The sequence below is a fragment of the Methylobacterium sp. 001424705 genome, assembly GCF_059816145.1.
On the sequence record NZ_JCBANU010000006.1, the window covers coordinates 23,982 to 37,941 of the forward strand.

The 13,960-nt window shown below is 71.8% G+C and carries 12 protein-coding genes; 5 read left to right on the plus strand and 7 right to left on the minus strand.

The window, feature by feature from the left end:
• The first annotated feature begins 60 nt into the window (after positions 1-60).
• Positions 61-249 carry a hypothetical protein gene (locus tag AC6EUL_RS06625; protein ID WP_499869536.1) on the plus strand — a complete coding sequence of 63 codons (189 nt, stop codon included), beginning with the start codon at positions 61-63 and terminating at the stop codon, positions 247-249.
• Between the two features lie 514 nt (positions 250-763).
• Here AC6EUL_RS06625 and AC6EUL_RS06630 read toward each other — a convergent pair.
• From AC6EUL_RS06630 to AC6EUL_RS06645, 4 genes are all read right to left on the minus strand, one after another.
• Entirely contained in the window at positions 764-1,624 is an 861-nt protein-coding gene (locus tag AC6EUL_RS06630) for a universal stress protein (protein ID WP_056220066.1), read from the minus strand.
• 115 nt (positions 1,625-1,739) lie between these two features.
• The gene (locus tag AC6EUL_RS06635; RefSeq protein ID WP_499869538.1) at positions 1,740-4,334 is read right to left on the minus strand and encodes a cation-translocating P-type ATPase; all 2,595 of its coding nucleotides are present in this window, start codon (positions 4,332-4,334) and stop codon (positions 1,740-1,742) included.
• A gap of 769 nt (positions 4,335-5,103) precedes the next feature.
• Positions 5,104-5,379, minus strand: coding sequence for a hypothetical protein (locus AC6EUL_RS06640; RefSeq protein WP_499869540.1), 276 nt, complete (start codon positions 5,377-5,379; stop codon positions 5,104-5,106).
• Positions 5,380-5,493: 114 nt separating this feature from the next.
• On the minus strand, positions 5,494-6,540 hold the full coding sequence (locus tag AC6EUL_RS06645; protein ID WP_499869542.1) for a bifunctional enoyl-CoA hydratase/phosphate acetyltransferase: 1,047 nt from the start codon (positions 6,538-6,540) through the stop codon (positions 5,494-5,496).
• Between the two features lie 385 nt (positions 6,541-6,925).
• On the opposite strand from AC6EUL_RS06645, the gene AC6EUL_RS06650 reads away from it, so the two are divergent.
• Genes AC6EUL_RS06650 through AC6EUL_RS06665 form a run of 4 tightly spaced genes read left to right on the plus strand, consistent with a single transcriptional unit; the run spans position 6,926 to position 9,692 of the window.
• A complete protein-coding gene (locus AC6EUL_RS06650) occupies positions 6,926-8,104 on the plus strand; it encodes a S41 family peptidase (RefSeq protein ID WP_499869665.1) in 1,179 nt (392 codons plus the stop codon).
• Between the two features lie 49 nt (positions 8,105-8,153).
• Complete coding sequence (locus AC6EUL_RS06655) at positions 8,154-8,501, plus strand: DUF1476 domain-containing protein (RefSeq protein WP_056220069.1); 348 nt, start codon at positions 8,154-8,156, stop codon at positions 8,499-8,501.
• A 52-nt stretch (positions 8,502-8,553) separates the two neighbouring features.
• Positions 8,554-9,204: a BON domain-containing protein gene (locus AC6EUL_RS06660; RefSeq protein WP_056220072.1), complete on the plus strand. Its 651-nt coding sequence runs from the start codon at positions 8,554-8,556 to the stop codon at positions 9,202-9,204.
• Between the two features lie 11 nt (positions 9,205-9,215).
• Complete coding sequence (locus AC6EUL_RS06665; protein WP_200941273.1) at positions 9,216-9,692, plus strand: hypothetical protein; 477 nt, start codon at positions 9,216-9,218, stop codon at positions 9,690-9,692.
• Positions 9,693-9,831: 139 nt separating this feature from the next.
• Here AC6EUL_RS06665 and AC6EUL_RS06670 read toward each other — a convergent pair whose 3' ends face one another.
• From AC6EUL_RS06670 to AC6EUL_RS06680, 3 genes are read right to left on the minus strand one after another with little or no spacing between them, the layout of a single operon-like run.
• The gene (locus tag AC6EUL_RS06670; RefSeq protein ID WP_056270463.1) at positions 9,832-10,032 is read right to left on the minus strand and encodes a polyhydroxyalkanoate synthesis regulator DNA-binding domain-containing protein; all 201 of its coding nucleotides are present in this window, start codon (positions 10,030-10,032) and stop codon (positions 9,832-9,834) included.
• Between the two features lie 55 nt (positions 10,033-10,087).
• Entirely contained in the window at positions 10,088-11,257 is a 1,170-nt protein-coding gene (locus AC6EUL_RS06675; protein ID WP_499869545.1) for an acetate/propionate family kinase, read from the minus strand.
• Entirely contained in the window at positions 11,254-13,782 is a 2,529-nt protein-coding gene (locus AC6EUL_RS06680; protein WP_499869547.1) for a phosphoketolase family protein, read from the minus strand. Before AC6EUL_RS06680 ends, AC6EUL_RS06675 begins: the two co-directional genes overlap by 4 nt.
• Positions 13,783-13,960: the final 178 nt, after the last annotated feature.

Sequence of the window (13,960 nt, forward strand, 5' to 3'; positions counted from 1 at the left end):
ATCGACCAGTTGAACGGAGCGCCAATCATGCCATTAACATCGACTATCAGCCGGAGGATCGTGAAGTTCGTGAAACCCGGGATGAGGGCCAAGGACTTGATTGCGGCCGTTCGCGAGCGCTGGCCAAAGGTCTCCAAGAAGAAGATCCGGCGTTCAGCCTTCGCGGCCCTGATCGTGCGTGCAGGCAAGAAGGCAGGTAAGAGCGGCTCGGGCGAGCGCGGCTCCGCGCAGCCGTCACCGACGCACTGACGGCGGGGCGTTGGGGAGGCCGAACGGCAGCCGGGTCGAACGGTCGACCGCCTGCGCACGCACATCTCCGCGGTGTTTCGCGGCAACGGACGCGTCTTCAAGCTGAAGCGGGCGGTGCACGTCCCGGACCTCGACGGCCGAGCGCCGGCACGCGATGTGCCGTCCCGGGGGCGACGAGCGCGAAGCGCGGCCCCGTCGCCGGAATGTCCCCCGCGGCAATCCGCTCCTCGGAGACGATGGGCAGTCTCGGGAATCGCTCCGAAAGCCGGCCGCCGATGGCGCGCTCGGCGGCGAGATCCACATCGGTGACAGGCGATCCCCCCCTTCCATCTCGGTGCGCGACCGGCCGCGGAGAGGACGGCCGAGCCGGCCGAGACGGCGATGCGCGCGAGATCGCGTGCCCACCCATCCCCAGCGCGATGGCTTGCTGCGACCTCGTTCGAGCCCATGCCGGCTTCCGCGATCCCTGCCGTCCTGCGTGGGGCCCTGCTTGCGGCCGCCGGCGGCGCCCCGGTCAGTGGGACAGGTACAGAGGCAAGGGGCTGCGCTTGAGGAGAGACTGCGTCACGCCGCCGAGGAACCATTCCTGGAGGCGCGAATGCCGGTAGGCGCCCATCACCAGCATGTCGGCGCCGATCTCGCCGGCCCGGACCCTGAGCGTCTCGGCGACGTCGCCGACGACCGGCACGTCGACCGCGGAAACCGTCACGCCATGCCGCGCGAGGTGCGGGGCGAACTCGGCGCCGGCCGCGGAGGTCGAGAGGTCCTTCTCCCCGACGACGGACACGACTTCCACCAGCTCCGCCGCGCGCAGGAACGGCAGCGCGTCGTTCGCCGCCCGGGCCGCCCGGGCGCTGCCGTCCCAGGCGACGAGGATCCGCCGCGCGGCGTAGGTCTCGCAGCCGGGCGGAACCACGAGGAGCGGTCGCCCGCTCCGGAAGAGGATCCCGTCGATGAGGTCGCGGTCGAGATCGAGCTCCCTCGCCTCGGCATCGAGGACGGTCAGGTCCGCGAGCCGCGCGCGGGCGGTGAGGCGCGCGACCAGGTCCGTGTAGGCAAGGTAAGGCGCCTCGGCCGTGCAGGTCACGCCCACGCTGGCGGCGTCCGCCACGGCGCATTCGGCCAGGGCCTGCGCGAGGCCGCGCAGCCGCCTGTTTTCGGTCGCCACGAGGTCGTTCACGAACCCCCACGCCCCGCCGGCGACCACGGCCAGGCGCCGTGCCGCGGATTGGACGGTGAGGTGGGCGCGCGTCGCGGCGGCGAGCGATAGTCCGTAAGCCAGAGCGGTTTCGGCCTCGTCGCCGCGGCCCTCCTCGGTGAGGCACACGAGAACATCGCGGATCTCGGCGTGCGGGGATGAGAGCGGACGGGACATGCGGGGCTCCGGGCGTTTTGACGGACCCAGTTTCGCACCGCGGTTCGGTCCCGCGTTGATCCATCGCAACGCCGGCCGGTCGGGTCGCCTGGGCATCGCGCCGGGACGGCGGCCGTCATGTCCTGCCGACGGGTCCGCGGGCGCCCCTGGCCATCGTCCCGACCTGGACGAGCAGGAGCGGGGCGACGCTCGCGCCGAGGATGATCGCCCACATGGTCGCGTCGGGCGGCACGAGGCCGAGCACCTTCCCGGCCGCGGGCACGTAAGCCGGGCCGACGAGCAGCACCGTGCAGAGAAGGAGGGCGGCCCAGACCCAGGGGTTGCGCGTCACCTCGTTGCGAAATGGCTTCGCGCCGGAGGCCCGCATGTTGAAGACCTGCCAGAGTTGCGCGAAGGCGAGGGTCAGGAAGGTCACGGTCACGCTGGAGGCCCGGTCGAGGCCGAACCAGGATTCGGCGACCGCCAGCCCCGCGAAGGTCGCGACCGTCAGAACGGCGGCGTGCAGAACGATCCGCACCCATTGGGGACGTCCGAGGATGGGCTCGCGCGGGTCGCGCGGCGGTCGTGCGAGGATGTCGTCCCGTCCCTCGCACATCGCCAGGGCGAAGGCCGGGAAGACGTCGGTCACGACGTTGAGGTAGAGGATCTGCAGCGGCTGGATGGGGAGCGGCAGGGCGGAGACGATGGCGAGTCCGACGATCATCACCTCGCTCAGGTTGCAGGCGAGGAGATAGGCGGCGAAGCGGCGGATGTTGTCGAAGATGATCCGCCCCTCGCGGATCGCGCCCACGATGGTCGGGAAGGCGTCGTCCATGAGGACCATGGCAGCCGCCTCACGCGCCACGTCCGTCCCCCTCCGCCCCATCGCCACGCCGATATCCGCCTGCTTCAGCGCCGGCGCGTCGTTGACGCCGTCGCCCGTCATGGCGACGATCTCGCCCTTCGCCTGGTACGCCCTGACCAGGGACAGTTTCTCGGCGGGGCTCACCCGCGCGAAGACCGCGACCTCGTCCAGGCGGCCCGGGATCTCGCCGGTGCTGCCGCCCTCGACGACGCGGTCCCCGCGGCCGGCGAGCCCGACCGCGCGCGCGATGCTGAGGGCCGTGACGGCGTGGTCGCCGGTCACCATGACCACGCGAATGCCCGCGGCGCGGCAGGCGGCCAGAGCCTCCGGAACGTCCGACCTGGCGGGGTCTTCCAGCCCGACCAGACCGAGGAACGTGAGGTCCCGGAAGGGATGGCCCCCCGCAGCGCCCCCCGACCTCTCCGCGCAGGCAATGACCCGCAGGCCCCGCGCGGCCAGGTCTTCGACGCGACGCCGCCACAGGTCCCGGGCGCCGTCGTCCAGCGGGACGTCCCGCTCCGCGCCACCGACCGAGCGCGAGGCGGCCAGAACGGCCTCCGGGGCCCCCTTGACCGCCACCCAGTGGCCCGGTTCGACGGCATGGACGGTGGCCATCATGCGGGTGCCCGCATCGAAGGCGTGCTTCCCCACGAGCGGCCGGTCGCGCAGGAGTGCCGCGCGGTCGAGCCCGACCGAGCGACCCGTCCGCAGCAGCGCCTGTTCCATCGGGTCGCCGCTGCCCTGTCGGGAATCCTGCCCCAGGGAGGCGTCGTTGCAGAGGACCGCGACGCGAAGCAACCGTCCGGTCTCGGCGGCGGCGGAGCCCGGATCGGTCGGGTCGGCCTCGCCCGACGGCACCGACAGCCACCGCACCGTCATGCGGTTCTCGGTGAGCGTGCCCGTCTTGTCGGTGAGGATCACCGTGGTGGCGCCGAGGGTCTCGACGGCCGACAGGCGCTCGATCAACGCATTCCGCCGCGCCATCCGCCACATGCCTCGCGCCAGCGCCAGGGTCGCGACGACCGGCAAGCCCTCCGGGATGGCCGCGACCGCCAGCGCGATGCCGGCCTCGGTCATGAGGCGGAGATCCTTGCCGGTCGCCACGCCGAGGCCCGCGAGGACGAGGGCAAGCGCCAGGATCACCCAGACCATCTGGCGGGACAGACGTTCCAGGCGCCGCTCCAGGGGCGAGGTGTCCGGCTCGGCCTGCGCGACGAGGCGTGCGACGGCGCCGAGCTCGGTTCCCAGGCCGGTGGCCACGACGATACCGAGGCCGCTGCCGCGCGTGATCAGCGTGCCGCGGAACAGCATGCAGGTGCGCTCGGCGAGCCGCGCGTCCGGGGTGACCGGCTCCGGCGCCTTGTCCACGGGCACCGACTCGCCCGTGAGGGTGGACTCGTCCGCGCCCAGGTTCGACGCCTCGACCAGCCGGATGTCGGCCGGGACGGCATCGCCGCCTTCGACCAACACGATGTCCCCCGGTACGAGATCCTCTGCGGGAAGCACCCGTGCGTGCCCGTCGCGGCGCACGCGGGCCGAGCGCGTCCCGAGCGCCCGCAACCCCTCGACAGACCGCGCCGCCCTCAGTTCGGTCGAGAAGCCAAGGCCGGTGTTGATGGCCAGCACCGCGATGATCGCGGTCGCCTCCTGCCAGTCGCCGAAGTAGAGCGAGAGCGCACCCGCCGCGGCGAGCAGGGAGACGACCGGGCTCATGAACTGGTTCAGGAGCAGGGCCAGCGTGCCGGCCTTCTCCTTCGTGGCAATCACGTTCGGGCCGAAGCGGGCGAGCCGTCGCTGGGCCTCCGCGTCCGTCAGGCCCGCGCTCTGGCACGTTCCGAACATCTCTGGAACGTCCCCGCTCGGCACGGCATGGGCGCCCTCCTTCCCAGCCAGCGTCGAACGGGGTGCGGTGCGCGGGTCCCAAAGTGCGGCCCCGATGTCCTGCCGGGTGGATCCGTGCGCGGCGATCGGGCGTTCGGGACCGTGAGGCGCCACGGCCGGATCGCAGGCCGTCCTGGGGCTGCCGTGGGGTTGATCGCATGCCATCTGAAAGCCCGGTCTGGTCCGCCCCGTCCCAGTCTCCCGATGGTCGGCCGGCCGGGCGTTGATCCGCGTCAACGTCCGAGCGGATCGGCATCGGGCGCTGTGAGCATCGAAGCACCGCCCGAGGCCTGCGTTCGGACGCGCGGATTCCCCGAGAAGGCAAATGGAGCCGGCCACAGGCACCGGACGCTCCGTTCGCCCAAGAAGGCTCAGAGGCCTTCAACGGCAGCGGTCGTGACCTCGGTGCCGGGCGCAGCGACGATGCCGGTGCTCGCGATAGCCGCGTACGATACGTCTGTGCGTCGGTGACACGAGGCCTGCCCCGAGCCGGCGGACCGAGCCGACCGCTGTCGAAACCGGGGCCGCGGCGATGACCGTTGCAAGCCCAAAGCTGAGCGCGTTCGGGCACATTGCCGCCTCTCACGGCCCGGGGCACCGCAACGGAGAGATGGACGAGAGGACGGGTTAAACGGACTGCCGCCGGTCGAAGCGCGAGCCGTTCGGAGAGAACGCCCGGTGGGCGCCGGGTGGCGTTCCCGCCCTCGGTTCGCGTGCGCAGCGGCTGCGTTCCGTACAGTCCGAGCAGCCCGCCTCAATGGCCCGCATGGCCGCGAGCTGTTGCCGCTGCCTGGCTACGGGGTCGAGACTCAGGCGTCGCCGCGGGTCCGCGATGCCGCGGCGCCTCGTGCTGGCGCCCGAGCCGGAGGGAGGCCGGGCCGGGCGCCCCGGCCTCCAGCATCGTCTCCATCATCTCCCCGTCGACGTTCCGGAGTTCCTCAGCAGCCTTCAGCAGGCCGCACCACTCGTCCGTCGCGGCGACGATGCCGAAGGGGTCGAACGGGTCGGGCTCGTCGATGGGGGAGGACATCGCAATCTCCGTCTGGCTCGGGAATCCTCCGCACCGGACCGCGGCCCCGCGGGGACCGGGCTGGCGGGCATGTCGATCCAGTGCCGCGGCCGTCGGCCGGGGCCATGATCTGGATCAAGGCCCCTCGGCGGATCGACGGACGGTGCCAGACCCGATGCAGCGGTGGGGCGCGCTGAGACGCGCCATGGCGCATGACGCCACCCGGGACGGTTCGCCCTCGGACCGGCTGGTCACGACGATCGGCACGCTCGCGCCCAGAACCAGGCCGGCGGCCTCGGCGCCGGCGAGGTGCACCAACTGCTTGGCCAGCATGTTCCCCGACACGAGGTCCGGCACGACGAGCACGTCGGCATCACCCGCGACCCGTGAGACGATGTGCTTGGCCGCGGCCGCCGGTCCCGACACCGCATTGTCGAGGGCGAGGGGGCCATCGACGATGCCACCGGTGATCTGGCCCCGTTCAGCCATCTTGCAGAGCGCGGCGGCATCGACGGTCGAGACGATCCGCGCGTTGACGGTCTCGACGGCGGAGAGAACTGCGACCTTCGGCTCCCGGATGCCGAGGGCGTGGCAGAGCTCGATGGCGTTCTGGACGATGTCGCGCTTGTCATCGAGCGAGGGGGCGATGTTGACCGCCGCGTCCGTGATGAAGAGCGGCTTGGGATGGTGCGGCACGTCGAGCGCGTAGACGTGGCTCATCCGCCGCTCGGTTCGCAGACCCCCCGCCTTTCGGACGGCGGCCTGCATCATCTCGTCGGTATGGAGCGCCCCCTTCATCAGGGCGGCGACTTTCCCGGTACGCGCGAGCGCCACCGCCGTCTCGGCCGCCGCATGGCTGTGCCGCGCGTCGACGAGCTCGAAGCCATCGAGCGCGAGGCCAGCCTCGGCGGCGACCGCCCGTATCCGCGCCTCCGGTCCGACCAGGACGGGTTCGATCAGACCCGCCTCCCAGGCCGCGACCGCACCCAGGAGGGAGGTCGTATCGCAGGGATGGACGATGGCCATCCGGATCGGCGCGAGACCGCGGGCGGCCTCGCGCCATCCCCGAAGGGACGTCGCATTCCCGACCGTTCGGGGATCGGCGGTCCGTCCCCCCTCGTCGCCGACCGCGAGGCGTGCCCCGCGGGTCGCCGCGGCTCCGAGGGACAGGCGCCAGGTCATGCGGTGCTCCGCTGCGAACAGGCGCAGACCCTGTCCGCACGGGAAGCCGGGAACCTTGATCCATCTCAAGGCAGGGGTGACCGTGGCCTGGGCAGTCTCGCGGATGCCTTCCCCGAGGCCTGCCCATCGCGAGGCCTGCCCATCCCGAGGCCAGCCCATGCCCGGCCCGAACGACGCCCAATCCGCGCGACGGGCGATCCCTCGTCGGGTTCGCCACCGCTCCCGCTGGCTGGCCGGCCTCGCGGCCGTTGCCGCCGCCCTCCTGGCGTGCACGGCATCGCCGGACGCCCGGCGGGGGACCGGGGAAAGGACCGGGGAAAGGACCGGGGATACGCCCGGCGGTCTCTACGAAGCCCTCAGCGTCTTCGGAGCGGCGTTCCATGCCATCCGCGCGAAGGCGGCGGAGGAGCGCCGCGACGGTCAGCTCGTGGATGCGGCGATCTCCGGGATGGTCGCATCGTTGGATCCGTACTCGGGATACGTGACCGCGGCCGAGCTTCAGGCGTTCGACGAGGAGGATACCGGGACTTACGCGGGGATCGGCGTGACGGTCGAGGCAGGCGGGCGCGTCCGGTCCGCCTTGCCCGGCGCCCCGGCGGCCCGGGCCGGTCTGCACGCCGGAACGATCATCGAGCGGATCGACGGCAGGGCCGTCCACACCATCGACCGCACCGGGATCGTCGACCTCCTGCGCGGTGATCCTGGAACCGCCGTGCACCTGCGGGTCCGCCTTTCGGAGAGACAGGCCGCCACCGAGGTCGCCCTGACACGGGAGTGGCTTCCCCTGCACCCGGTCCGCACGCGTCTTCTGGGCACCGTGGGCTATGTCGGGCTCGACCACTTCGACGACTTCACCACCGGGAGGCTGCTCAAGGCCGTGGCGGGCCTCCAGGCTCACATCGGTCCGGAGGCGATCACGGGTCTCGTCCTCGACCTGCGCGGGAACCCCGGCGGTCTCGTCGTGCAGGCCGTGGCGGTCGCCGGGGCGTTCCTGGGGCGGGGAGAGATCGTGCGCCTGGTGGGACGCGGCCCCGGGGACGTCGAGCGTTTCGCGCTCGACCGCGGCGGCAAGGACCTCGTCGACGGGCTTCCCCTGGTGGTGCTCGTGGACGGCGACACCGCCTCCGCGGCCGAGATCGTGGCCGGCGCGCTTCAGGACCACCGACGCGCGACCCTGGTCGGGACGCGCACCTACGGAAAGGGTGCCGTCCAGACGACGTATCTCCATCGCAGCGGACGCGGCCTGCGACTGACGACGGCCTGGTTCGTCACGCCGGCGGGCCGAAGGGTGCAGGGACGCGGCATCGAGCCCGACCTCGTGGTCGCGCAGGATGGCGATGTCACGACGCGGGACGAGGAAGCGGTGCCGACCGGCCATCCCGACGGGGACGCCACGTCCCTGCAGAACGGCATCGTCGAGGATGCCCGCATCGATCCGGCCGGCGATGCCCCGCTCGCGACCGCACTCCGGCATCTCGGGACCGTGGTGGAGAGCCGTGCCGGACGCCGCCCGCCGGGCCTTGATCTGCCTCAAGGTGCGCGCATCCCGGCGGGGCGAGAGTGAGGGAGCCGTTTCGACGTGGCCCGACGTGGCCCGACAGGTGAGGCATCCGATGAACACGACGTTCGACGAGCGCGAGCGGGCCTTCGAGAGCCGCTTCGCCCACGAGGAGGAGTTGCGCTTCCAGGCGCGTGTCCGCCGCAATCGCCTGCTGGCGACCTGGGCGGCCGAGCGGATGCACCTGACCGGGGACGCGGCCTCCGCCTACGTCACGTCCTTCGCCGAGGAAGCCGTGGTGTCCGACGACGACGCCTTGCTCGCGCGCCTTCGCGCGGACCTTCGTGCCTGCGGCATCGACGAGCCCCTCGCGAACCTGCGCCGGGAAATGGAGCGCTGCATCGCCTTCGTCCGCGCCGAACAGCGCGTCGGGCTTGCGCTGGATCAAGGCTCCTCCGCCTAGGGCGCGTCATCCTGGTCCGGACTTCCTCACGACAGCAGACGGGAGAGACGCCATGACCGACAAGGATCTTCGCCGCGATGTGCTCGACGAGCTCGACTTCGACCCGAGCCTGGATGCCGCCGAGATCGGCATCGCCGTCTCGAACGGCGTGGTGACCCTGACGGGGCATGTCGGCAGCTATGCCGAGAAGGTGGAGGCCGAGCGCGCGGCGAAACGGGTCAAGGGCGTGCGGGCCATCGCCCAGGAGATCCAGGTTCGCCTTCCCGACGCCAAGAAGATCGAGGACGATCAGATCGCCGCGCGGGCCCTGGCCATCCTCGACTGGTCCGTCCACCTCCCGAAGGACGCCATCCAGGTGAAGGTCGCGCAGGGCTGGGTGACGCTCACCGGGGCGGTGCCCTGGCAGTACCAGGCGATGGGCGCCGAGGCGGCCGTCCGCAAGCTCTCCGGCGTCTTCGGTGTGACGAACCTCGTCGAGGTCAGGCCGGACGTGCAACCGACGGCGGTCAAGGCGAAGATCCTGGAGGCGTTCCGGCGGAACGCCCTGTTCGAGGCGGACGCGATCAAGGTCAGCGTCGAGGGCGACCGGGTCACCCTGGAGGGGGCCGTCACGGTCGGCATCGAACGGGATGCCGCCGAGCAGGCGGCCTGGTCCGTACCGGGCGTCCGGACCGTCGTCGATCACATCGTCGCCCTGCGCTGAGGAGACGGGACATGCCTCATGGGACACAGGGATCCTCCCCATCCGACCAGCGACACGGCAAGCCTCCCGGACAGCACGCCCTGCCGGGGATGCTGTATCGGGTGACCCTGACGCTGGCCCGCTGCCCGGACTTTCCGGACGGCAGCGTGGCCCGGGGCTACGAGATGGTCGTGCCGCTCGGACCGGACGGGCACCTCGATCCCGCCCTCTGGCGCGAGACCCGCGACAGTTGCCGTGTGCGCCGCTTCTGGGCGGGCCAACGCGACCGCGACGGTCGCCTCGTTCACCGGGCCGGCGGGGAGGGCGGCGCGACCTGGCTGATCGACTACGAGGATTGGACGAACGAGGACGACGAGCCGGGCTACCACCTCGGCACGCACGCCTTCGTTCCGGGCGACTACGTCTCGATCCGTGATGCCGACGACGGGGTCTACCGCACGTTCATGGTCGCCCGCGTCGACCGCGCCGGCGCTGGACGTCAGACCTGACGCCGAGGGTTCCCACGGGGGGAAGGCGGGCCGCTCGCGGCGATGGAGCCGGTCGCTCCGGGCCTCGGGAGCGACCGCTGCGGAGCGAGATCGGCGGTGAGCGGTGGCGCGCGGCCCGTGCGGGGTTTCGGCCCGCCGCTCACTGGAGATTCGGGGGAACGACCTCATGGGTGACGTCCTGACCCGACCCGGCTTCGCGCACGCTGATCCTGACGCCGCGGCGGATCAGCCGCTCCAGGTCCTCGGGCGCCAGATAGGCTCGGCTCTCGGGGTCGTAGAGCCTGCACCCGCCATACCGTTTGAGCTGGCGGACGGGTGAGGGCTTCGTGTTGGGCGTCATCTCGACTGCACGGCGCCGGCCGCCTCCGACGTGGGACAGATCTTATCTGGAATAATTAAAGTCTGGACGCCGGATGTGCAAGGGCCGGCGCCCGGGCCGCGCGCCCCTCGAGGCCCCCGTGCACCGAGCCTCCGGTCGCGACCGCGATCTCGCGCTCCTCGTCGGCGGAGACGACGCGGATCTGCACGCGGGAGGCGCGGGCCCCGATGACCCCCGCGGCACGGGCGTTGGCGTCCGCGTCGAGGGCCACGCCTGCGAACGCCAGTCCGCGGCAGACGGCGGTGCGGACCTCGGCGGCGTGCTCGCCGATGCCCCCGGTGAACACGAGGGTGTCGAGGCCGCCGAGGGCCGCGATCAGCGAGCCCGCCTCGCGCACGATCCTGTAGGCGAACAGGTCGAGGGCCTCCCGCGCATCGGGACTTGGGCTCGCCGCCAGCACCCGCACGTCGTCGCTGATCCCCGAGACCCCGAGGAGGCCCGACCGCTCGTTGAGGAGCGAGGCCACCGCATCGGGCGACAGGCCGCGCCCGCGGATCAGGTGCAGGACCAGGCCCGGATCCACCGAGCCGCTGCGGGTGCCCATCATCACCCCGTCGAGCGTCGTGAAGCCCATGGTGGTGGCGACGCTGCGCCCGTCCAGGATGGCGCAGAGGCTGGCCCCGTGCCCGAGATGGGCGGCGAGCACCCGGCCCTGCGGGCAAAGCCGGGCGACGTGGGCGTAGGAGAGGCCGTGGAAGCCGAAGCGGATGAGGCCCTCGTCGAGGAGAGCGCGGGGAAGGGGATAGATCTGGGCGAGCCGGTCCTGGGTGCGATGGAAGGCGGTGTCGAAGCAGGCGACCTGCGGCAGGCCAGGCCAAATCTCCGTCACCGTCCGGATGCAGGCCAACGCCTGGGGCTGATGGGCCGGCGCCAGCGGGACCAACGTCTCCAGGTCGGCGAGCACCTCGGCATCGAGGCGCACCGGCGCGGCGTAGCGCAAGCCCCCGTGGACGATGCGGTGCCCGGCCACCGTCGGCGCGGCGGGCAGCCGTCCGAAGAGCCACCGGGCGACCTCGGGATGGTCCCCGGCCGGGGGCTGCTCGTCGCCGCGGGCGAGGCCATCCACCGCGAGCCGCGGGGCGTTTCCGATGTCGGCGACGTGCGCGCGCCAGACCGGGGCATCCGCACCGGACCGGAACAAGGCGCAGCGCAGGCTGGAGGAGCCGGCGTTGAGGACAAGGATCATTGCTCGATTTCCGGCAGGACCGTCCAGCCGTCGACGGTCTCGCCGGCCGGGGGCTCGTGCCTGTCCGGCGGATCGCCCTGCATGAGGTCCGCCTCGATCCGGCGCCGGTCGGCGTGCGCGGGGCCCTCGGGCCAGACCCAGTCCCGGACCGCCGGCAGATCGTCGCCGGTCCGGCAGACGTGCTCGCGATGGGTCGCCAGCACGTCCCGAAGCGCCTCCTCGGCGTGTTCCCCCCGGGCGCCCAGCCGCGGCGCGGCCTGCAGGGCGGCCTGTGCGAGATGGAACCGGTCGAGCCGGTTCAGGACGCACATGTCGAAGGGCGTCGTCGTCGTGCCTTCCTCGATGAAGCCGTGCACGTGGAAGTTGCCGTGGTTCGTCCGCTTGTAGGTCAGCCGATGGATGAGCCAGGGATAGCCGTGATAGGCGAACACCACCGGCCGGTCGCGCGTGAAGAGGCTGTCGAAGGTCGGGGCGTCGAGTCCGTGCGGATGCATCTCGCGCGACGCCAACGTCATCAGGTCGACGACGTTGACGACCCGGACCCGCAGCTCGGGAACATGCCGGCGCAGCCAGTCCACGGCCGCGAGGGTCTCCATCGTCGGCACGTCCCCGGCGCAGGCCATCACCACGTCGGGCTCGGACTCGCCCTCGTTCGTCGCCCAATTCCATATGGAGGCGCCGGCCGCGCAGTGCTTGGCCGCCTCGTCCGGGCTGAGCCATTGAAGGGCGGGCTGCTTGCCGGCCACCACCACGTTGATGCGGTCGTAGGTGCGCAGGCAGTGGTCCATGACGCACAGGAGGCTGTTCGCGTCCGGCGGCAGGTAGATGCGCGCCGTGTCGCCGCGCTTGTTGGCCACGAAGTCGATGAAGCCCGGGTCCTGGTGGCTGAATCCGTTGTGGTCCTGGCGCCAGACGTGCGACGACAGCAGGATGTTGAGGGAGGGGACCGGCCGGCGCCAGGGCAGCTCGCGCGCGGACTTCAGCCACTTGGCGTGCTGGTTCACCATCGAATCGACCACGTGCGCGAAGGCCTCGTAGGTCGCGAACAGGCCGTGCCGGCCGGTGAGGACGTAGCCTTCGAGCCAGCCCTCGCAGAGATGCTCGCTCAACACCTCCATGACGCGCCCGTCGCGCCCGAGGTGGTCGTCGCCCGGTAGGATCGCCTCCTGCCACGCCCGGCTCGTCACCGCGAAGACGCCGTCGAGGCGGTTCGAGGCGGTCTCGTCGGGACCCATGATGCGGAAGTTGCGGGCCTCCGCGTTGAGGATCAGGACTTCCCGCAGGTAGGTCCCCAGCACGCGGGTCGCCTCGGCCCGGACCCGGCCGGGCTCGGGCACCGCGACGGCGAGGCGGCGCAGGTCTGGAAGGCGTAGGGGCGCGCTCGTGTGGGCATTGGCGTGCGGGTTGGCCGAGATGCGCCGTCGGCCCTTCGGGGGCAGTGCCGCGAGCTCCGGAACCAGCGCGCCGTCCTGCCCGAACAGCTCCTCGGGCCGGTAGGATCGCATCCAGGCTTCCAGGATGGCGCGATGGTCCGCGTTGTCCCGCACGGCGGCGACGGGAACCTGGTGCGCGCGCCAGGTCCCCTCGACGGGCTTGCCGTCCACGGTCTCGGGGCCGGTCCAGCCCTTCGGGCTGCGCAGCACGATCATGGGCCAGCGCGGCCGCTCGACCTTGCCCCGGTGGGCGGCGCTCCTGATCGCCGCGATGGCGTCGAAGGCCGCGTCGAGAGCCGTCGCCATGGCCTGGTGCATCGCGGCGGGCTCGTGGCCCTCGACGAAGGCCGGCTCGTAGCCGTAGCCGACGAGAAGGCTGCGCAGCTCCGCCTGCGGGATGCGGGCGAGAAGTGTCGGGTTGGCGATCTTGTAGCCGTTGAGGTGCAGGATCGGCAGGACGGTCCCGTCATGGCGCGGGTCGAGGAACTTGTTCGCGTGCCAGGAGGCGGCCAGCGGCCCGGTCTCCGCCTCGCCGTCGCCGACGATGCAGGCGACGGTCAGGTCCGGATTGTCGAGGGCCGCCCCGAAGGCATGCGCCAGTGAATAGCCGAGTTCGCCCCCCTCGTGGATGGAACCCGGCAATTCGGGCGAGGCGTGGCTCGGGATCCCCCCGGGGAAGGAGAACTGGCGGAACAGACGGGTCATGCCGTCGAGGTCCTGCGCCACGTCCGGGTAGGTCTCGCTGTAGGTGCCCTCCAGGTAGGCGTTGGCGACGAGGCCCGGCGCCCCGTGGCCCGGCCCCCACACGGCGAGCATGTCGAGGTCGCGCTGCCGGATGACGCGGTTCAGGTGGGCGTAGACGAAGTTCAGTCCCGGCGTCGTGCCCCAGTGGCCGAGGAGCCGCGGCTTGATCTGCTCCGCCGTCAGGGGCTCGCGCAGCAGCGGGTTGTCCATCAGGTAGATCTGCCCGACCGACAGGTAGTTCGCGGCCCGCCAGTAGGCGTGGATCTCCCGCAACTGGTCCGGGCCGAGGGGACCGGGCGCGAAGGAGTCGGCAGGCGGGAGCGGGGTGCCTCCGCTGGCGGCGTCCAAGCCTCCATCCAAGCCTCCTGTGAGCGGCTCATCCATGTCGGGGTCCCGGGGTGCGGTGATCTTCCGGACATGATGCGGTCTGCCAAACGTCCCGCCTTGCGCTGGATCAACGCCGCTCCGTCCTGCCGGAGGCAGCCTGCGGATCGTTCTGCGCGCACGGGGATGCGGACCATGATGC